Annotated in this window: 20 protein-coding genes; 13 read left to right on the top strand and 7 right to left on the bottom strand. The window is 70.7% G+C overall.

What is annotated here, in order from left to right; genetic code table 11:
• Positions 1 to 5 precede the first annotated feature (5 nt).
• The 3 genes from BHU06_RS04455 (at position 6) to rlmD (ending at position 3,231) form a co-directional block, all read left to right on the top strand.
• The gene (locus tag BHU06_RS04455; protein WP_083292908.1) at positions 6 to 899 is read left to right on the top strand and encodes a peptidoglycan DD-metalloendopeptidase family protein; all 894 of its coding nucleotides are present in this window, start codon (positions 6 to 8) and stop codon (positions 897 to 899) included.
• A 12-nt stretch (positions 900 to 911) separates the two neighbouring features.
• Positions 912 to 1,697, top strand: a complete 786-nt coding sequence (locus BHU06_RS04450; RefSeq protein WP_070397945.1) for a 3'-5' exonuclease — start codon at positions 912 to 914, stop codon at positions 1,695 to 1,697.
• Between the two features lie 115 nt (positions 1,698 to 1,812).
• Positions 1,813 to 3,231 carry a 23S rRNA (uracil(1939)-C(5))-methyltransferase RlmD gene (rlmD, locus tag BHU06_RS04445; protein WP_070397944.1) on the top strand — a complete coding sequence of 473 codons (1,419 nt, stop codon included), beginning with the start codon at positions 1,813 to 1,815 and terminating at the stop codon, positions 3,229 to 3,231.
• Positions 3,232 to 3,328: 97 nt separating this feature from the next.
• On the opposite strand, the gene BHU06_RS04440 is transcribed toward rlmD, so the two are convergent.
• Positions 3,329 to 3,646 (bottom strand): hypothetical protein, encoded by a 318-nt coding sequence (locus BHU06_RS04440; protein ID WP_070398239.1) that lies wholly within the window; start codon positions 3,644 to 3,646, stop codon positions 3,329 to 3,331.
• A 108-nt stretch (positions 3,647 to 3,754) separates the two neighbouring features.
• Positions 3,755 to 4,453: a Bax inhibitor-1/YccA family protein gene (locus BHU06_RS04435; RefSeq protein ID WP_070397943.1), complete on the bottom strand. Its 699-nt coding sequence runs from the start codon at positions 4,451 to 4,453 to the stop codon at positions 3,755 to 3,757.
• 184 nt (positions 4,454 to 4,637) lie between these two features.
• Between BHU06_RS04435 and BHU06_RS04430 the strand changes: the two genes are divergently transcribed.
• Complete coding sequence (locus BHU06_RS04430) at positions 4,638 to 5,045, top strand: heme-binding protein (protein WP_070397942.1); 408 nt, start codon at positions 4,638 to 4,640, stop codon at positions 5,043 to 5,045.
• Positions 5,046 to 5,162: 117 nt separating this feature from the next.
• Here the strand turns inward: BHU06_RS04430 and BHU06_RS04425 are convergent, their stop codons facing one another.
• The 3 genes from BHU06_RS04425 to BHU06_RS04415 are packed head-to-tail and all read right to left on the bottom strand — an operon-like array spanning position 5,163 to position 7,067.
• Complete coding sequence (locus BHU06_RS04425; protein ID WP_070397941.1) at positions 5,163 to 5,573, bottom strand: biopolymer transporter ExbD; 411 nt, start codon at positions 5,571 to 5,573, stop codon at positions 5,163 to 5,165.
• A 4-nt stretch (positions 5,574 to 5,577) separates the two neighbouring features.
• Positions 5,578 to 6,324, bottom strand: coding sequence for a MotA/TolQ/ExbB proton channel family protein (locus tag BHU06_RS04420; protein ID WP_070397940.1), 747 nt, complete (start codon positions 6,322 to 6,324; stop codon positions 5,578 to 5,580).
• 32 nt (positions 6,325 to 6,356) lie between these two features.
• Positions 6,357 to 7,067, bottom strand: a complete 711-nt coding sequence (locus BHU06_RS04415) for an energy transducer TonB (protein WP_070397939.1) — start codon at positions 7,065 to 7,067, stop codon at positions 6,357 to 6,359.
• A gap of 326 nt (positions 7,068 to 7,393) precedes the next feature.
• Between BHU06_RS04415 and BHU06_RS04410 the strand changes: the two genes are divergently transcribed.
• From BHU06_RS04410 to BHU06_RS04385, 6 genes are read left to right on the top strand one after another with little or no spacing between them, the layout of a single operon-like run.
• Positions 7,394 to 7,732: a hypothetical protein gene (locus tag BHU06_RS04410; protein ID WP_083292907.1), complete on the top strand. Its 339-nt coding sequence runs from the start codon at positions 7,394 to 7,396 to the stop codon at positions 7,730 to 7,732.
• 31 nt (positions 7,733 to 7,763) lie between these two features.
• Positions 7,764 to 8,369 carry a DUF6162 family protein gene (locus tag BHU06_RS04405; RefSeq protein ID WP_070397938.1) on the top strand — a complete coding sequence of 202 codons (606 nt, stop codon included), beginning with the start codon at positions 7,764 to 7,766 and terminating at the stop codon, positions 8,367 to 8,369.
• Between the two features lie 32 nt (positions 8,370 to 8,401).
• The gene (locus BHU06_RS04400) at positions 8,402 to 9,337 is read left to right on the top strand and encodes a metal ABC transporter solute-binding protein, Zn/Mn family (protein WP_070397937.1); all 936 of its coding nucleotides are present in this window, start codon (positions 8,402 to 8,404) and stop codon (positions 9,335 to 9,337) included.
• Entirely contained in the window at positions 9,334 to 10,140 is an 807-nt protein-coding gene (locus BHU06_RS04395; RefSeq protein ID WP_254668113.1) for a metal ABC transporter ATP-binding protein, read from the top strand. The genes BHU06_RS04400 and BHU06_RS04395 overlap by 4 nt, the downstream gene beginning before the upstream one ends.
• A gap of 58 nt (positions 10,141 to 10,198) precedes the next feature.
• Entirely contained in the window at positions 10,199 to 11,104 is a 906-nt protein-coding gene (locus tag BHU06_RS04390; protein WP_070397936.1) for a metal ABC transporter permease, read from the top strand.
• Positions 11,101 to 12,042: a metal ABC transporter solute-binding protein, Zn/Mn family gene (locus tag BHU06_RS04385; RefSeq protein WP_070397935.1), complete on the top strand. Its 942-nt coding sequence runs from the start codon at positions 11,101 to 11,103 to the stop codon at positions 12,040 to 12,042. The genes BHU06_RS04390 and BHU06_RS04385 overlap by 4 nt, the downstream gene beginning before the upstream one ends.
• A gap of 4 nt (positions 12,043 to 12,046) precedes the next feature.
• On the opposite strand, the gene BHU06_RS04380 is transcribed toward BHU06_RS04385, so the two are convergent.
• Both BHU06_RS04380 and BHU06_RS04375 read right to left on the bottom strand, forming a co-directional pair.
• Entirely contained in the window at positions 12,047 to 12,736 is a 690-nt protein-coding gene (locus BHU06_RS04380; RefSeq protein ID WP_070397934.1) for a response regulator, read from the bottom strand.
• Complete coding sequence (locus BHU06_RS04375) at positions 12,729 to 14,255, bottom strand: ATP-binding protein (protein WP_083292904.1); 1,527 nt, start codon at positions 14,253 to 14,255, stop codon at positions 12,729 to 12,731. Before BHU06_RS04375 ends, BHU06_RS04380 begins: the two co-directional genes overlap by 8 nt.
• Before the next feature lie 162 nt (positions 14,256 to 14,417).
• Between BHU06_RS04375 and BHU06_RS04370 the strand changes: the two genes are divergently transcribed.
• From BHU06_RS04370 to BHU06_RS04360, 3 genes are read left to right on the top strand one after another with little or no spacing between them, the layout of a single operon-like run.
• Complete coding sequence (locus tag BHU06_RS04370) at positions 14,418 to 15,848, top strand: efflux RND transporter periplasmic adaptor subunit (protein ID WP_070397933.1); 1,431 nt, start codon at positions 14,418 to 14,420, stop codon at positions 15,846 to 15,848.
• Complete coding sequence (locus BHU06_RS04365; RefSeq protein ID WP_070397932.1) at positions 15,845 to 17,851, top strand: MacB family efflux pump subunit; 2,007 nt, start codon at positions 15,845 to 15,847, stop codon at positions 17,849 to 17,851. The genes BHU06_RS04370 and BHU06_RS04365 overlap by 4 nt, the downstream gene beginning before the upstream one ends.
• 29 nt (positions 17,852 to 17,880) lie before the next feature.
• The gene (locus tag BHU06_RS04360; protein WP_254668112.1) at positions 17,881 to 19,284 is read left to right on the top strand and encodes an efflux transporter outer membrane subunit; all 1,404 of its coding nucleotides are present in this window, start codon (positions 17,881 to 17,883) and stop codon (positions 19,282 to 19,284) included.
• Positions 19,285 to 19,286: the final 2 nt, after the last annotated feature.

Raw genomic sequence — 19,286 nt, 5'->3', positions numbered from 1 at the left:
TCTTCATGAACCAAATGGCAAGACACGACCTGGGTCATACCCGGGCGCAGGGACGCACAGCCCAGCGCGCGCTGACCTGGTCCGTGCTCGGCTTGGCCCTGCTCGTGAGCGCTTGCGGCTCGCAGCGCGTGGCGCGTCCCGCGCCGGTCGACGACCGGGGCACATCCCGGCCCGCCGCGGAGTCGGCAACGGCCACCCCGGCCCCTGCCGCCGCGCAGCCCCGCGTGGGCTATGTGACGGTGCAGCCTGGCGACACGCTGTACCGCATCGCCCTCAACGCCGGCCAGGACTACCGCGACATCGCGACCTGGAACAACCTGCCCAACCCGAATGCCATCGAGGTCGGCCAGCTGCTGCGCGTGGTGCCGCCCACCGCAGCGGCGCCAGCCCCGGCGCCGGCGCCCAGCGTGGGCACGGCACCCGTCAACAGCGGCAGCGTGGCCTCGCGGCCACTGAGTGAAACGAGCCCGTCCGCGGCGCCCGCGCCCGCCCCCGCCCCCGCGCCAACGCCGGCCCCCGCGGTGGCGGGCGACGACATCCAGTTCGTGTGGCCGGCCTCGGGCCCGGTCATCGCGGGCTTCGACGAGAACACCAACAAGGGCGTGAGCATCGGCGGCAAGATCGGCGACCCCGTGGTCGCGGCGGCCGATGGGCGCGTGGTCTACGCGGGCGCCGGCCTGCGCGGCTACGGCAACCTCATCATCCTGCAGCACAACAACACCTACCTCACGGCCTACGCGCACAACCAGGCGCTGCTGGTGCGCGAGAACCAGTCGGTGCGCCAGGGCCAGAAGATCGCCGAGATGGGCAGCAGCGACGCCGACCGGGTGAAGCTGCACTTCGAGGTGCGCCGCCAGGGCAAGCCGGTGGACCCGCTGGCCCACCTGCCCAAGCGCTGAGCCCGGCCGCGCATGGCCTGGCCCGTCCTCGTCTTCGACATCGAGTCCATTCCGGACGTGGACGGCCTGCGCGCACTGCGCGGGGCCGGCGCCGAGCTGAGCGATGAGCAGGTCCACGCCGCCTGGGTGGCCGAGCGCAAAGAAAAGGGGCAGAGCGATTTCATGCCCCTGTACCTGCAGCGCGTGCTGGTCATCAGCTGCGTGTTCCGCAATGCCGAGGGCCTGCGCATCCACTCCTTCGTCGACAAGGACGGCCAGAGCGAGGCCAAGGTCATCCAGAGCTTCTTCCAGGCGATCGAGAAGCACGTGCCCCAACTCGTGAGCTGGAACGGCGGTGGCTTCGATCTGCCCGTGCTGCACTACCGCGGCCTGCGCCACGGCTTGGAAGCCAACAAGTACTGGGACATGGGCGAGGACGACCGCGAGTTCAAGTGGAACAACTACATCGGCCGTTACCACATGCGCCACCTGGATCTGATGGACCTGCTGGCCATGTACACGCCGAAGAACAACGCGCCCCTGGACAGCCTGGCCAAGCTCTGCGGCTTTCCCGGCAAGCTGGGCATGGACGGCTCTCAGGTCTACCCGCAGTTCCTCGCAGGGCAGACCGACGCCATCCGCCGCTACTGCGAGACGGACGTGATGAACACCTACCTCATGTACTGCCGCTTCCAGAAAATGCGCGGCGGCTTCACGCCCGACGAGTACGAACGCGAGATCGCCTACGTGAAGGAGACGCTGGGTGGGCTGGCGCCGGGCGAACCGCATTGGCAGGAATACCTGGCGGCCTGGGCTTGACGTAGCCCCCACGCTTCGCCGCTGCGCGGGTCGCTGTCCCCCGAGGGGGCCATGTCGCCTGGGGGCGGTCCGGCGACGACACGGCCGCTTTCGGCCGGCCTGAGACAATTGCGGGATGTCCGCAGAGTCTCCTCCCCACACATCCCCCGCCTATCCCGACGGTTCGCTTGCCGTCGAGTCCCTGGACATCGAGGCCCAGGGCATCGCCCACCGCGCCGACGGCAAGGTGGTGTTCATCGAGGGTGCGCTGCCTTTTGAGCAGGTCAGCGTCTCCGTTCACCGCAAGAAGAACAACTGGGAAGCCGCCACCACCACGGCGGTGCACCGCGAGTCCTCGCAGCGCGTGCGCCCCCGCTGCCCGCATTTCGGCCTGCACGCGGGCGCCTGCGGCGGCTGCAAGATGCAGCACCTGCACCCGGCCGCGCAGGTGGCCATCAAGCAGCGCGTGCTGGAGGACAACCTCTGGCACCTGGGCAAGGTGCGCGCCGAGACCATCCTGCGCCCGATCGAAGGCCCCGCCTGGGGCTACCGCCACCGCGCGCGCCTGTCGGTGCGCCACGTGCACAAGAAGGGCGTGGTGTTGATCGGCTTTCACGAGCGCAAGAGCCGCTACGTGGCCGACATGGGCGTGTGCCTGGTGCTGCCACCGCACGTGAGCGACATGCTGGCGCCGCTGCGCGAGCTGATCTTCGAGATGGACGCGCGCGAAACCTGCCCGCAGATCGAACTGGCCTGCGGCGACAGCGTCACCGCGCTGGTGCTGCGCCACCTGGAGCCGCTGAGCGAGGACGACCTGTCGCGCCTGCGCGCCTTCGGCCAGCGGCATGGCGTGCAGTGGTGGCTTCAGGCCAAGGGCCCCGACACCGTGCGCCGGCTCGACGAGGGCGGCGAGGAACTGAGCTACGCCTTGCCCGAGTTCGGCGTGGTCATGCCCTTCAGGCCCACCGATTTCACGCAGGTCAATCCGTCGATCAACCGCGTGCTGGTGTCGCGCGCGCTGCGCCTGCTGGACGCGCGCGCCGACGAGCGCGTGATCGACTGGTTCTGCGGTCTGGGCAACTTCACCCTGCCCATCGCCACCACGGCACGCGAGGTGCTGGGCGTGGAGGGCAGCGAAGCCCTGGTCGCCCGCTCGCGCGAGAACCTGGCGCGCAATGGCGAAGGCCGGGCGCGGGCCTTCGCGCCCACGCGCTTTGCCGCCCGCAACCTGTTCGAGATGACGCCCGAGCAGTTGGTGGCCGATGGCGTGGCGCAGAAGTGGCTGGTCGATCCGCCCCGGGAAGGCGCCTTTGCGTTGGTCAAGGCATTGGCCGATCTGCACCAGCAACCCGAACTGCGGGGCGCTTGGACGCCCCCGACGCGCATCGTCTACGTGAGCTGCAACCCCGCCACGCTGGCGCGCGACGCGGGTCTTCTGGTGCACCAGGCCGGCTACCGCTGCGTGGCGGCGGGTGCGGTGAACATGTTCCCGCACACCGCGCATGTCGAGAGCATGGCCGTGTTCGAGTTGGCAGACGCTGAGTGCCCTGCGTAGCGAAGTAACGGAGGAGGACGGCGCAGCCGTCCGCAGGACATTCGCCGAGCAGGGCGCCCGGTGTCCGCCAGCTCCGCGAGGTGGAGGCCAGAAGCCGTCAGGACGTCGGCTTGTCCGACGAGGCCTTCTCGGCTGGGGCCGCCTCGCCCTCGGAGGGCATGCCCACGACGTTGTTGTCCCGCATGTATTGGTCCATCTCTCGCCAGCCCGCGAACACCGCGGCCTTGCCCGCGCGCGGGTTGGTCTGGAAGCAGGACTCGATGCTGCGCACCGCGTGGCGGCAGGCGCTGCCGATGGCGCGGCCCTCCGACTCCTTGCGGGCATTCACCTGCGTGGCGGTCTCGATGCCCAGGGCATCGCAGCCGGCCAGCCAGGTGCTGGCGAGTGTGAGCAGGAGGAGGGCGGGACGTCGCATGGTGGTCTTGGTGGCTTGCCCTTGCATTTCGGCGGGCCGGGCCGGAACTTGACGGCCTTGGCCAAGAAAAAAGGGCCCGAAGGCCCTTCTTTCACGGGGTGAAACGGCTCACTCGCGGTCGCCGCCGAACACGCCCAGCAGCATCAGCAGGCTCTGGAACACGTTGTACAGGCTCAGGTACACGCCCAGCGTGGCGCTGATGTAGTTGGTTTCCTCGCCGTCCTGCACGCGCTTGAGGTCGACCAGGATGAAGGCGGAGAACACGCCCACGGCCAGCACGGAAATGGTGATCATCAGCGCGCTGGACTGGATGAACACGTTCGCCACGGCGGCCACCACGATCAGGATCGCGCCGATGAACAGGAACTTGGCCATGTTCGACAGGTCGCGCTTGATGATGGTGGACAGCGAGGCCATGCCGAAGAACACGGCGGCGGTGCCGCCGAAGGCCATCATGATCAGGCTGGCGCCGTTGGAGAAGCCCAGCACCATCGCCAGCAGGCGCGACAGCATCAGGCCCATGAAAAAGGTGAAGGCCAGCAGGATCGGCACACCGGCGGCCGAGTTCTTGGTCTTTTCGATCGCGAACATGAAGCCGAAGGCGCCGCCCAGGAAGACGATCAGGCCCAGGCCGCCCGTGAGGCTGGCGGTGATGCCGGTGCTCACGCCCACCCAGGCGCCCAGAACCGTGGGCAGCATGGACAGCGCGAGCAGCCAGTAGGTGTTGCGCAGCACGCGGTTGCGTTGCGTGGCGCTGGCCGAAACAGCGGTGCCGAAGCGGCCGTTGGTTTGCACGTGGTCGGACATGGTGGAATTCTCCTTAAGTCTGCCGTAAGACTCTGGCATTGTGCACGAGGTTCCTTGGGGCCCTCAAATTCCTGGCCGGCGCCCGTGGGCGTGCGGTGAGGGCAGTTGTGACTGTCGGGTGAGGAATCGCCGGGTTATCGTCGGGCTTTCCCCGCTTTTCGATCCTGAATACAGAAAGACGTTCATGAAGACCAAACACCAGCTCGACGCCGCCGACGTCAAGGCCATGGCCATCGCCGCCGAGGCCGAGGCCCTGAAGAACCAGTGGAACGTGACCATCGCCATCGTGGACGACGGCGGCCACCTGCTGTGGCTGCAGCGCCTGGACGGCGCGCCGGCCATCTCGGCCCACATCGCGCCCGCCAAGGCGCACACGGCCGCGCTGGGCCGCCGCGAGAGCAAGGTCTATGAGGACGTCATCAACCAGGGCCGCATCTCGTTCCTGAGTGCGCCGCAGCTGCAAGGCATGCTGGAGGGCGGTGTGCCGGTGATGAAGGACGGCCAGTGCATCGGCGCCGTTGGCGTGAGCGGCGTGAAGTCGAGCGAGGACGCGCAGATCGCCCGTGCTGGCATCGCCGCGCTCGGTCTTTGAGGATCGGGTAAAAAACGCCTGGCTAACGGCGGGTGACCGCCCTGGCTGGCTAAAAACGACGCTCGGGGATGGAGAATCCCCGGGTCGCCCCACGATACGTGACGCGGTCCCCGCCCCTCAGGGCGTGGGCTCCGTGATGAAACCGATTTTGCGCAGCCCGGCCTTCTGCGCCGCGGCCATGGCCAGGGCCACGCGCTCGTAGCGCACGGCCTTGTCGCCGCGGATGTGCAGCTCGGGCTGCGGGTCTTGCGCGGCGGCGGCGCTGAGCCTGCCCGCCAGTTCGCCATCGGCCAGGCGCTGGTCGTTCCAGAAGTACTGGCCTTCGGCGTTCACCGAGAAGCGGATGTTCTCGGGCTTGTCCTGCACCTTTTCGACGCTCGCCTGCGGCAGGTCGATGTTCACCGCGTGCTGGATGACCGGCACCGTGATGATGAAGATGATGAGCAGCACCAGCATGACGTCGATGAACGGGATCATGTTGATCTCGCTCATGACTTCGTCGCTGGTGTCTTGCGTGCCAATGGCCATGTGATCAACCCCGCTGTTGCTGCTGCTTGATGGGCAGGACCTTGCCCTCGGCGCCCACGCTCACGCGGGCACCGGTGACGAAGTAGGCGTGCAGGTCGTGCGCGAAGCGGTTGAGCTTGTGCAGCACGGCCTTGTTGCCCCGCACCAGTGCGTTGTAGCCCAGCACGGCGGGAATGGCCACCAGCAGGCCCAGGGCCGTCATGATCAGCGCCTCGCCGATCGGGCCGGCGACCTTGTCGATGGCCACCTGGCCCGAGCTGCCGATGCTCAGCAGCGCGTGGTAGATGCCCCAGACCGTGCCGAACAGGCCGACGAAGGGCGCCGTGGACGCCACCGAGGCCAGCACCGACAGGCCGCCCTGGGCGCGGATGGTGAAGTCGTCCACGCTCTTGCGCAGGGCGCGCTCGATCCAGTCGCTCACGTCCAGGTTGTCGTGCAGCTGCGGCCGGCTGGCGCCGTCCTGGTGGGTGATGTGGCGGGCGGCCTCGCGGCCCTCGATGGCGGCGGTGCGGAAAGGGTTGCCTTCGGCGTCGCCGAGTTTTTCCAACCCTTCGGCGAAGTCGCTGCTGTGCCAGAAGCCTTCGACGCCGCGCGCCTGGGCGCGCTGCGCGCGCAGGTCCAGGGCTTTCCACAGGATGATGATCCACGAGGCCAGCGACATGGTCAGCAGCACCAGGGCGACGCTGCGGGTGACCCAGTCACCCTGGGTCCAAACGTGGGCGAGGCCGGATGAGACGAACGGCGAATCCATGAAAAGCGGGCTCCTGAGAAAAGCGGTTGACTTCAGTTCGAAAAGTTCAATTCGAAAACGATCGGTACCTCGACCCACATGGCCACGGGTTCGCCACCGCGCTTGCCGGGCACGAAGCGCCAGCGCAGCACGGTGTCGACGGCGGTCTTGTCCAGCCGCTCGAAGCCGCTGGATCGGGCCACCTCGACCCGGCTGGGCATGCCCTTGGTGTCGACGAAGGCACGCACCAGCACCCGTCCTTGTTCGCCCATGCGCTTGGACAGCGAGGGATAGGCGGGCTTGGGGTTGCTGAGGTAGTCCGCCTGGCTGGAGGGGAGGGTCACCACGGGCGCAGGCGCGGGCGGTGCCGGGGGAGCGGGCGGGGGCGCGGGCATCACGGGTGCCGGCGGCGCCGGCACCACAGGCTCGGGCGGTGCGGCCTGGATCGGCGCCGGGGCAGGCGAGGGCGTGGCCACCGGCAGCGGGCGCGGCGGCGGCGGGGCCGGGCGCGGCTTGGGTGGCGGCGGCTTGGGCGCGGGCGGCGCCGGGGCCGGCGGTTCGGGCGTCACCTGGGGCTGCGGCGGCTCGATGAGCTCGGCCATCACCTCCACGGGAATCACCAGCTCCACCGCGCGGCGCAGCAAGCCGCTCTGCAAGGCCCAGACCGCCAGCACGTGAAAGCCCAGCACCGAGCCGACCACGGCGAGGCGGCGGTTCAGGCGCCGCGACGGGGTCGGTACGGAGACGGTCGTTTCAAAACTCATTCGCGTCGAAAGATCCAGTACAGCGCGATCAGGGTCAGCATGAGACTGGCAACGTGAACGACGAGGCCTGTGATCATGGAGAACATCCTTTCGCGACGGCGGCGCACACGGGGTGTGACAGGAAAGTGGAGGCATTCTAAACGAGAATGTTTCGCATTCTCATGGTCGGCGCAAAAAAATTCCGTCGGCACACCGCAGATCCCCATTGTGCGCTTCGGCGCGGGCCGCCTCGATCGATTCTGGCAGGTGAGCCCCGTCTCTTTCTGAGAGTAAAAACAATTCTCATTTATGATTCAGGCTCATCGACGAACTCGCCCGATACACCCATGCCCCCTTTCCTGTCCCGTCCCACCGCCTGGTGGGCCCCCGTCCTGCTCACCGGCGCGCTGGCCTGGCCCGGCCTGTCCTCCGCGCACAGCCTGCTGCTGGCCTGCCAGCCCGCCGCCGACAACATGGTGCAGTGCAAGGGCGAGTTCTCCGACGGCAGCGACGCGGCCGGCATGGCCGTCTCGGTGAAAGCCTACGACGAGCGCGTGCTGGCCAAAGGCACGCTGGGTGGCGACTCCACCTGGCGCTTCCGCCTGCCCGAGGGCGAGTACTTCGTGCGCCTGGAAGACGGCGGCGAGCACTCGGTCGAGGTGGACCATACCGACGTGAAGCCATGAGCGCCGCTGCGCGCCGCACGGAGCTGTCCGCATGAGCACCCAAGTGGTGAGGCCGGCGGGCGCCGGCCACGAAACCCTGTGGGTGCTGCTCGCCGCGGCGGGTGTGCTCGCCTTGGCGGCGCTGGTCGTCGGCGTGCGATCGCAGGCGCCGGCCGCCTCTGCCCTGGCCACGCACCAGGTGGACGCGCGCACGCAACTGAACGCGGCCGAGCAGGGCGTGCACGCCGACCTGCTGGTCGCCGCCGATGAGATCGCCGCGCTGCGCGACGAAGACCAGGCCATGCCCACGCTGGACCGCCTGCGCGAACGGGGCCTGCCGCCCTTCGCCCCCGGCCCCGAAGCGCGCGCCCGCGGTGCGCACGAGTGGCGGTCGAGCCCGCAGGGGCAGGACCTGGCTTTCGTCGGCCGCAGCGCCGAGCCGCAGGTGGCCGCGTCCCTGCTGCTGCGCGTACCGGCCACGGTCGGCCCCGCCGCCGATGGGCACGCGCACGAGCACGCGGTCGAGATCTGGATCCAGCGCGAAGGCCCCGTGGCCTGGCCCGAGGGCATCGACGGCCCGGCGCTGGTGCGCCAGGGCTGGCGCCAGGTGGTCACGCGCTACGACGCCGGCGTGACGCGCAAGGACACCGCGCACTGAGCCCGGCGCCGACATTCACCGAACACATCACCATGCAAGACCTTCAGACGCCCTTCGCGCGCCGCCGCCTGCTCGCGGCCCTGGCCAGCACGCCCCTGGCGCTGGCCGCCACCGGCCTGCCCGCCTTCGCCCAGGCCAGGCGCCTGCGCGTGGGCGTGACCCTGCACCCCTACTACAGCTACGTCGCCAACATCGTGGGTGAGCGCGCCGAGGTGGTGCCCGTGATTCCCGCCGGCTTCAACCCGCACGCCTACGAGCCGCGCACCGAAGACATCAAGCGCATCGCCTCGCTCGACGCGATCGTGCTCAACGGCGTGGGTCACGACGACTTCGCAGGCCGCATGATCAAGGCCAGCGAGAAGCCCGACCTTCGGGTGATCGAGGCCAACGCCCAGGTGCCGCTGCTGGCGGCCGTGGGCGCGGGGCGCGGCACCTCGGGCAAGGTGGTGAACCCGCACACCTTCCTGTCGGTCACGGCCTCCATCTCGCAGGTCAACACCATCGCACGCGCGCTCGGCCAGATCGACCCCGCCAACGCCGCCGCCTACACCGCCAATGCCCGCGCCTACGCGCAGAATCTGCGCAAGCTGCGCGCCGACGCGCTCGGCCAACTGGTGAAAACGCCCGGTGCCGATTTCCGCATCGCCACCATCCACGGTGCCTACGACTACCTGTTGCGCGAGTTCGGCCTGGAGGTGGCGGCGGTGGTGGAGCCGGCACACGGCATCGAGCCCAGCCCGGCCCAGCTCAAGGGCACCATCGATCAGATCCGTGCGCTCGACGTGAAGGTGATCTTCTCGGAGATGGACTTCCCCTCGGCCTACGTCGACACCATCCGCCGCGAGACCGGCGTGCGCCTGTACGCGCTCACGCACATCTCGCACGGGCCCTACACGGCCGAGAAGTTCGAACAGGACATCGCGAAGAACCTCGCCACCGTGGTGCGCGCGATCCAGGAGGCGGCGTGAGCGCGGCTCTCCATGCCACGCCGCCGCGCGGGTCGCTGCCCCCCGAACTCGCCGGGCCAGCGGGTCGCGGCGGGCCCGCCCTGGCGTTCGACCGGGTCTCTCTCACCCTCGGCCAGACCGGGATCCTGCAGGGCGTGGACCTGCGCGTGGCCGCCGCTGGCGTGCACGCCCTGGTGGGGCCCAACGGCGGCGGCAAGAGTTCGCTGTTCAAGGCCCTGCTGGGCCAGGTGCCGCACCGCGGCCGAATCGCCCTGGAGTGGCCGGGCGAGCGGCCCGGCGTGGTGGGCTACGTGCCGCAGGCCCTGGCCTTCGACGCCGGCCTGCCGATGACGGTGCTGGACTTCATGGGGGCCATGTGCCAGCGCCGTCCGGTGCTGCTGGGCCTGTCGCGGCGCTGGCAGGTGCCGGTGGAGCAGGCCTTGCGGCGGGTGGGCATGTGGGACAAGGCGCGGCGCCGCATGGGGGCGCTGTCGGGCGGCGAGCGCCAGCGCGTGCTGCTGGCGCAGGCCCTGATCCCCGCGCCCGACCTGATCCTGCTCGACGAACCCATGTCCGCGCTCGACGAGGCCGGCATGCGCGTGTTCGAAGACCTGCTGGCGCACTGGCGCGAGCGGCGCACCACGGTGCTGTGGATCGAGCACGACCTGGACGCCGTCACGCGGCTGGCCGACCGGGTGAGCGGCCTGAACCGCCAGGTGCTGTTCGACGGCACGCCCGCCGAGGCGCTGACGCCGCAGCGCGTGCTGGCGCTGTTCTCGCACCGACCGCGGCACGAGGCCGCGGTCGAGGAGGTGGCGGCATGAGCCGCGCACGGCCGCCCGAAGGGGCTCGCACCGCAGCGCGTCGCGCGGAGGCTTCCCAATGACCGGATGGATCGAGTCCCTGCGCCACGCCATCCAGCACCTGGCCGAGCAAGGCGTGCTGCCGAATTCGCTGAGCTATGGCTTCGTGGTCAACGCCGTGCTCGCGGGCCTGTGCATCGGCCCCGTGCTCGGTGGCCTGGGCACGCTGGTGGTGGTCAAGCGCCTGGCCTTTTTCTCCGAGGCCGTGGGCCACGCGGCGCTCACCGGCGTGGCCATCGGCATCCTGCTGGGCGAGCCCTACACCGGGCCCTACGGCAGCCTGTTCGCCTACTGCACGCTGTTTGGCCTGCTGCTGATGTACCTGCGCAACCGCACCGGCCTGTCGCCGGACACGCTGATCGGCGTCTTCCTCGCGGTCTCGCTCTCGCTGGGTGCCAGCCTGCTGCTGGTGCTGTCGGGCCGCGTGAACATCCACATCCTGGAGAACGTGCTGTTTGGCTCGGTGCTCACGGTCGACACCAGCGACCTGCTGGTGCTGCTGGTGGTGGCCACGCTGGTCGTGGCGCTCACGCTGCCGCTCTACAACCGCTTCATGCTGGCCAGCTTCAACCCGCAGCTGGCCAGCGTGCGCGGCGTGCGCGTGAAGCTGCTGGATTACCTGTTCGTGGTGCTGGTGACCCTGGTCACCGTGGCCTCGGTCAAGGTCATCGGCGCCATCCTGGTGGGCGCGCTGCTGATCATTCCGGCCGCGGCCGCGCGCCTGCTGAGCCTGTCGCTGCGGGGCTTCTTCTGGTTGAGCGTGCTCATCGCCACCCTCAGCACGCAGGTCGGCATCCTGGTGCCGATCGAACTCGAGCTGCCGGTGCCTTCGGGCGCGGCCATCATCCTCACCGCCGGCGCGCTGTTCGGGCTCGCCGCCATCGTTCGCGGCTTCACGCCCGCCCTCAAAGGACACGCCGGATGAACCCGCGCTCCGTTTGCCGCCGCCTGGGCGGCGCCTGTCTGGCGGCGCTGCTGGCCGCCACCGCGCCGCTGGCCGCGCACGCCCAGACCGCCACCCCCGCCGCGCCGTCTGCCGCGGCCCCTGCCGCGCCCGCGCGCCTGCTGGTCGCGCACCCCGTGGTGGCCTCGCTCACGCAAACGGTGGTGCAAGGCACCGGCATCGCGGTGCTGCGGCCCGTGCCCGAGACACTGCCGGCGAACCGCCAGCTCGCCTTCTTCGGCAGCCGCGGTGCGGCCGGCCTGGCCCAGGCCGCGCGCCAGGCCGACGCGGTGATCGCGCTGCGTTCCATCTGGCCCGACGACCCGCTGTTTCCGCTGGCGCGGCGCCAGAACATCCGCCTGATCGAGATCGACGCCGCGCGCCCGCTCGACGCCTCGCTCCCCGGCATCGCGCTGCGCGAGGGCGTGGACCCGGCGGCCGCGCTGCCCTGGCTCGACACCGTGAACCTGGGCCGCATGGCCGACGTGATCGCGGCCGACGTGTCGCGCCTGGTGCCGCACGCCAGGCCCCGCCTGCAGGACAACGTGGCCGCGCTGCGCCAGCGCTTGCTGGCCGTCACCGCGATGAGCGAGGCCCGCCTGGCGCGCGCGGCCAATCTCTCGGTGTTCAGCCTGTCCGACCGACTGGACTATCTGGTGAGCGGCTTCAACCTGGACCTGGTGGGCACCGATTCGCGCGAGGACGATGCGGCCTGGACACCCGAAGCACTGGCGGCGCTGACGCAGCGCCTGCGCGACGGTTCGGTGGCCGCCGCGTTGCACCACCGAGAGCCGCTGCCCGCCGTGGCGCAGGCCGTGCAAGAGGCCGGCGCGCGGTTGATCGTGCTGCAGACCGAGGGCCGCGACCCGCTGGCCGACCTGCAGGTCAATGCCGAGCGCCTGGGCGCGCTGGCGCCCTGAGCCCTCAGGGCTCGTACTTGTAGCCCAGGCCGTACACCGAGTGGATCAGGTCGCGGCCTGGCGCGGCGTCCTCGATCTTGCGCCGCAGCTTCTTGATGTGGCTGTCCACCGTGCGGTCGGAGACGATGCGCTCGTCGCGGTACATCGCGTCCATGAGCTGCTCGCGCGAAAAGATGCGGCCCGGCCGCGCGCTCAGCACCTTGAGCAGCTGGAATTCCACCACGGTCAGGCCCAGGTCATGGCCGTCGAGCGTGGCGCGCCAGGCGGCTTCGTCCAGTTGCAGGCCGCCCGGCGCGCTGGCGGGCGCGTGCCTGCCCCGGCGCAGCACCGCCTTCACGCGCGCCACCACCTCGCGCGGACTGAAGGGCTTGCAGATGTAGTCGTCGGCGCCCAGCTCCAGGCCCAGCAGGCGATCGATTTCCTCCACGCGCGCCGTGACCATGACGATGGCCGGTGCCGGCCGGCCGGGCTGGCCGCTGCGCAGGGCCTTGCACACGTCCAGCCCGCTCTTGCCGGGCAGCATCAGGTCCAGCAGCACCAGGTCCACCGGGTGCTCGGCCAGCCAGCCCTCCACCTCGTCGCCGCGTGTGAGGTGGTGCGTCTCGAAGCCCGACTGCGCGAGGTAGTCGAGCAGCACGCCGGCGATCTTGTTCTCGTCCTCGACGATGAGGATGCGGCCCGCCGGTTCAGCCATGCGCGGCCTCCGTGTGCAGCGGCAGCCAGATGTCCCAGCGCAGCCCGCCCAGCGCGCTGGCCGAGGCGGTCATGCGGCCGCCATGGCCTTCGATGATGGCGCGCGCGATGGCCAGGCCCAGGCCCGAGCCGCCGCTGGCGCTGGCGCGCGATTCGTCCACGCGGTAGAGCCGGTCCGTCAGGCGCGGCAGGGCCTCGGCTGGCACGCCGGGCGCGGAGTCTTCCCAGCTCAGGCGCGCTTCCTGTCCCTCGCGCGCCAGGCGCACGCTCAGCGTGGCCGGGTCGTTGGTGTAGCGCCGCGTGTTCTGCAGCAGGTTGGCCAGCACCTGGTCGAGCCGGTCGCCATCGGCGCGCACGCGCAGGCCCGCGGGCAGGTCGGTGTGCAGCTGCAGGCGCCGGCCCGGCCGCGCGGTGGCGTCGTGCAGGTAGTCGGCCACGAAGGGGCCCAGGTCCAGCGGCGCGAAGCGGTAGTCCAGCGCGCCCAGGTCGGACAGGGAGAGCAGGCGCAGGTCGTCCACCAGGCGCGTGAGGCGGTTCACCTCCTGCGCCAGCGAGTCGAGGTTGGCCGCGTCGGGCCGGCGAATGCCGTCCTGCAGCGCCTCGATCTCGGCGCGCAGCGTGGCCAGCGGCGTGCGCAGTTCGTGGGCGATGTCGGCGATCCACTGCTGGCGCGCCTGGCGCGCGGCCTGCAGCGACTCGGCCATGCGGTTGAAGCCGTCGGCGAGCTGGGCCAACTCGTCGTGGCCCTGGGCGTTCAGGCGCACCCCGTAGTCGCCCTGCGCGATGGCGGTGGTGCCCGCGCCCAGCGCGCGCAAGCGGCGCGACAGCCAGTGCGCGATCAGCGCCGCGTTCAGCAGCACGGCCGCGAACAGGCCGAGCGCGATGGCCGCGTAGGTGCGCGCCTGCTGCGCCTGGAACACGCGCTCCAGCGAGGCCACCATCTGCAGGCGCGGCACATAGCCCAGGTAGCCGACCAGGCGCTCGTCCACCGTGATGGGTTTGAACACGGCTTGTTCGGCGCGCCACTCGGGCCCGATGAGCACGCGGCGTTCGGCGTCCAGCAGCAGCAGGCGCGGGTCGATGGTGAGCGCGGGCGGGTTGCCGGGCGGCGGCGCGTCGGCCGAAGGGCGCGAGGCCGGTGGCGCGGGCGCATTCGGGGGCGGCGCAGCGCCGGGCGGCTGGCCCTGTTCGCCCGGGCGGCGCGGCACGCGCCCGGAGCCCAACACTTCGCGCGAGAGTTCGAACCAGCGCTCGCGGTCGTTCACGATCCAATCCCAGTGGCCCTGCTCGCGGTAGCCATTGGCCAGGCGCACCACCAGGGGCTGCAGGCGCGTCTCGTCGGCCTTGTTCAGGTACTCGACCAGGCCCTTGTCGAAGCTCCAGCTGTAGATGAGGTAAGCCGCCATCACCAGCACCACGTTGGCGCCTGCGATGGCCAGGAAGAGCTTCACGCGCAGCGAGTCGAAGCGCGAGAGCCAGGCGCGGGGGCGTGTGGAGGAGGGGAGCGGGCCGGCGGACATGGGGTGAGCCTAAACCGGAATCTGGCAAACACTGTGCAAGGCCGGCGCCAAGCCCAGGCCCTTGTGTGAACCGGTCTTCGCACGCCGTACGCATTCTTTCCATATTTGCCCCGCACCATCCGCCCCCACAGAACCGCTCCACCCGGCGGCGCGTACCCGACCATGAACCCGACCCAGAAGACTTCCTCTGTTCGCCGCCACCCCTGGCGCACCGCGCTCCTGATCCTGGCCGGCCTGGCCCTGCTGGGCGGTGGCGCGGCCTGGTGGTTCCAATGGGGGCCCGGCGCCAAGACCGGGAGCACCTACATCACCGCCACCATCCAGCGCGGCGATATCGAGGACCAGGTGGCGGCCACGGGCTCGCTGCAGCCGCGCGACTACGTGGACGTGGGCGCCCAGGTCTCGGGCCAGTTGCGCAAGCTGCACGTGGAGGTGGGCACCGAGGTGAAGGAGGGCGACCTGCTCGCCGAGATCGACGCCGAGACCTCGCAGGCGCGGGTGGACGCCAGCCGCGCGCAGTTGCGTTCGCAGCAGGCCCAGATGGCCGAACGCGAGCTCGCCCTGGTGAAGGCCGAGCGCGACCTGCAGCGCCAGAAGAACCTGATGGCCGAGGAGGCCACCACCGCCGAAACCCTGCAGAACGCCGAGACGGCGGCGCGCACCGCGCGCGCGCAGATCAACTCGCTGAAGGCGCAGATGGAGCAGGTGCAGGCCAGCATGCGCGTGGAAGAGGCCAACCTCAAATACACCAAGATCTACGCGCCCATGGCGGGCACCGTGGTCAGCATCACCGCGCGCCAGGGCCAGACGCTCAACACCAACCAGCAGGCGCCCACGCTGCTGCGCATCGCCGATCTGTCGGTGATGACGGTGCAGACCCAGGTCTCGGAGGCCGACGTGAGCAAGCTGCGCCAGGACATGCCGGTGTACTTCACCACCCTGGGCGGCCAGGGGCGGCGTTGGTATGGCGAGCTTAAAAAGATCGAGCCCACGCCCACGGTGACCAACAACGTGGTGCTCTACAACGCCTTGTTCGAGGTGCCGAACAGCAACCGGAGCCTGATGACGCAGATGACCGCGCAGGTGTTCTTCGTGGTGGCGCAGGCGCGCGACGTGCTGATGGTGCCGATGTCGGCGCTGACGATCCAGCGCGCGGCGCCGGGGGGGCGCGAGGCTGTCGAGAAGATGACGCCCGAAGAGCGCGAGCGCCTGCGCGAGCAACGCCGCCAGGCGCGCGAACAAGGGAAGGGCGGCGGCGCGCCCGCAGCCAGACCCCCAATGGCGCCCAACGCAAGCCCCAAGGCCGCGGCCGGCCCCGGCGCCGCGCCGCGCGCCACGCGCGGTCCCCGCCAGGCCAAGGTCAAGGTCCTGCTCGCAGACGGCACGGTCGAGGAGCGCGAGGTCACCATCGGCATCGGCAACCGCGTGCACGCCGAGGTGCTGTCGGGCCTGAAGGAAGGCGATCGTGTCATCGCCGGTACGCGTGAGGCCGAGCCGCGCAACAACAACCCGCAGGGCTCGGCCCTGGGCCAGCGGGGGCCGGGCGGCCCGGGGGGCATGCCGGCAGCCGCACCGGCCGGGGCGCGCCGATGAGCCAGCTGCCCGCCGCCCCCGATGCCGCCGTGCGGCCAGCGGCCGCGCCGGCCGAAGCGGCCCTGCCGCTGATCGACCTGCGTGGCATCACCAAGACCTACCGCAACGGCGAGCTCGCGGTCGAGGTGCTGCACGGCATCGACCTGCGGATCTACCCTGGTGAACTGGTGGCCATCATGGGCGCCTCGGGCTCGGGCAAGTCCACGCTCATGAACATCCTGGGCTGCCTGGACCAGCCCACCACCGGCAGCTACCGCTTCATGGGCCGCGATGTCTCCGAGCTGGAGCGCGACGAGCTGGCCGAGCTGCGCCGCGACGCCTTCGGCTTCGTGTTCCAGAGCTACAACCTGATCGCCACCGGCACCGCCGCCGACAACGTGGAGGTGCCCGCCATCTACGCCGGCGTGCCGCCGGCCGAACGCCACGCGCGCGCGGCCGAGCTGCTCGCGTCCCTGGGCCTGGGCGAGCGCTCGCACCACCGGCCCAACCAGCTTTCGGGCGGCCAGCAGCAGCGCGTGTCGATCGCGCGCGCGCTCATGAACGGCGGGCGCGTGATCCTGGCGGACGAGCCCACCGGCGCACTGGACAGCAAGAGCGGCGCCGACGTGATGGCGCTGCTGAAGGACCTGTCGGCGCAGGGCCACACGGTGATCCTCATCACCCACGCGGCCGAGGTGGCCGCGCATGCGCAGCGCGTGATCGAGATCAAGGACGGCCACGTGGTGGCCGACCCCGGCCCGCGACCGCCGCAGGGCGAGGCCGCGCAGCTGGCGCGCGACTGGGCGCCGCGGCGCGGCCGCATCTCCCACCTGGGCGACGTGGCCGAGGCCGCCAAGACGGCCCTGCGCGCGCTGCGCGCCAACGTGTTCCGCGCCATCCTCACGCTGCTGGGCATCGTCATCGGCGTGGCCTCGGTGATCGCCATGCTGGCCATCGGCGACGGCGCCAAGCAGGCCGTCATCGACCGCATCAGCGCCATGGGCTCCAACCTGCTGCTGGTGCGCCCGGGCGCACCCAACCAGCGCGGCTTCCAGAACATCGCCACCCTGGTGCTGGCCGACGTGCAGGCCATCGACAAGGAGGTGCCCAACGTGCTGGCCGCCGTGCCCGAGCAGACCAGCAGCGTCACGCTGCGCTTCGGCGAGTCGGACTACGCCAGCAGCGTGCGCGGCACCTCGTCCAAGTTCCCGCTGGCGCGGCAGTGGAAGGTCGAGCGCGGCACCTTCTTCAGCGAAGAGGACGAGCAGGAGTACGCCACCGTGGCCGTGCTGGGCCAGACCGTGGCCAAGGCCTTGTTCCCCGACGGGCAGGAGCCGCTGGGCCAGTACATCCTGGTGAACAACCTGATCTTTCAGGTGATCGGCGTCATGAGCACGCGCGGCGCCTCGCCCAACGGCGACGACCAGGACGACATCGTCATGGTGCCGTACGCGACCAGCCAGCTGCGCCTGTCGGGCCAGCGCTTCCTGCGCAACGTCACCGTGGCGGTGGAGGACGTGGCCCGCATCGACGAGACGCAGTCGGCGGTGGAGTCGCTGCTGGCCGAGCGCCATGGCGTGATCGACTTCCAGATCCGCAACATGGCGTCGATCATCGACACCGCCACCGAGACGCAGAACACCATGACGGTGCTGCTCGGCTCCATCGCGGCGATCTCGCTGCTGGTGGGCGGCATCGGGGTGATGAACATCATGCTGGTGAGCGTGACCGAGCGCACCCGAGAGATCGGCATCCGCATGGCCACCGGGGCGCGCACGCGCAACATCCTGCAGCAGTTCCTGATCGAGGCCCTGGTGGTGTCGGCCCTGGGCGGTGTCATCGGCGTGGTCGTCGGCCTGGGCGTGGCCGCCGTGGTGGGCGCCTCGGGCACGGCCGTGCAGTTTTCCGTCGCGCCGGTGGTGCTGGCCTTCGGCTGTGCGTTCGCCACCGGCCTCATCTTCGGCTTCCTGCCGGCGCGCAAGGCCGCGCGGCTCGACCCTGTCGTGGCCTTGGCGTCCGAATGAACACCCCCCGCCGCGCCTGGAGTAGTGGAATGAACCGTGGTCTTGTCTTGAAGCTGTCCCTGCTGAGCGGCGCACTGGCCTTGCAGGCCTGCGCGATCACGCAGGACCCGGCGCGCGGCCCTGTGGTGGACATGCCCGCGCAGTGGGACGCCACGGCCGCCACGGCCGGTTCGCCCGCGCTCACCACCGACTGGTGGCAGGGCTTCGGTTCGCCCGCGCTGGTGCAACTGCTGGACGAAGCCCAGGCCGGCAGCGCCGACCTGCGCATCGCCGTGGAGCGCATGCGCCAGGCCGATATCGCCCTGCAGCAGACCGGCATCGCTCGCCTGCCTTCGGTGGGCGCCAGCCTGGGCACCACCGCCGGCCGCAGCGACGCGCCCGGCACACCGTCCACGTCGCGCGAATCCACCAGCGCGGGCCTGGCCATCAGCTATGAGCTGGATCTGTGGGGCCGCATCGCCGCCGGCGTGCGCGCGGGCGAGGCCTCGTTCGAGGCCAGCCAGCACGACTGGCGCGCTGTGCGCCTGGGCCTGCTCTCGGACGTGGCCGGCAACTACTTCCTCTGGCTCAGTGCCGGCGAGCGCCTGGTGATCGCGCGCCAGAACCTGGAGACCGCCGAGCGCGTGCTGCGCGTCGTCGAGGCGCGCCAGCGCAACGGCGTGGCCACGGCGCTGGAGGTGTCTCAGCAGCGCGCCACGGTGCTGTCGGCGCGCACCGCCCTGATCCCGCTGGAGCTGCAGCAGCGCCAGACCGCCTCGGCCCTGGCCCTGCTGCTGGGCCGCGTGCCGCAGGGCTACACGCCGGCCGGCGGCGCGTTCTCGCAGCTGCGCGTGCCCGAACTCGCCCCGGGCCTGCCCGCCACGCTGCTCACGCGACGGCCCGACCTGGCCTCGGCCGAGTCGCAGCTGGCCGCCGCCGACGCCAACGTCGCCGCCGCGCGCGCGGCGCTGCTGCCCAGCGTATCGCTGTCGGGCTCGCTGGGCCTGGGCACCTCGGCCCTGCTGAGCCTGGCCGACCCCACGCGCAGCGTCTCGCTGGGTCTGTCGCTGGCGCAGTCCATCTTCGACGGCGGCCGCCAGCGCCTGCAGGTGCGCACCACCGAGTCGCAGCGCGTGGTGCTGATCGAGAACTACGGCAAGGCCATCCGCACCGCCTTGAAGGAAGTCGACGACGGCCTGGGCAACCTCTCCCGCAGCGAGCGGCAGGAATCGCTGCAGCGCGAGCTGGTGGCGCAGGCGCAGCGCTCGCTGCAACTGGCCGAATTGCGCTACCGCGAGGGCAGCGGCGACCTGCTCTCGGTGCTGGACGCGCAGCGCACGCTGTTCTCGGCGCAGGACGCGCTGGCCACGCAGAAGCTCTCGCGCCTCACGGCCGCGGTGGATCTCTACAAGGCCCTGGGCGGCGACTGGGTCGAGTCCCCGTCGTTGTCCTAAGG

The sequence above is a fragment of the Hydrogenophaga sp. PML113 genome, from assembly GCF_001777155.1.
Lineage (GTDB): Bacteria > Pseudomonadota > Gammaproteobacteria > Burkholderiales > Burkholderiaceae_C > Hydrogenophaga > Hydrogenophaga borbori.
The sequence above is the reverse complement of the archived record's forward strand: the minus strand, read 5'-3'. Positions and strand labels throughout refer to the sequence as shown.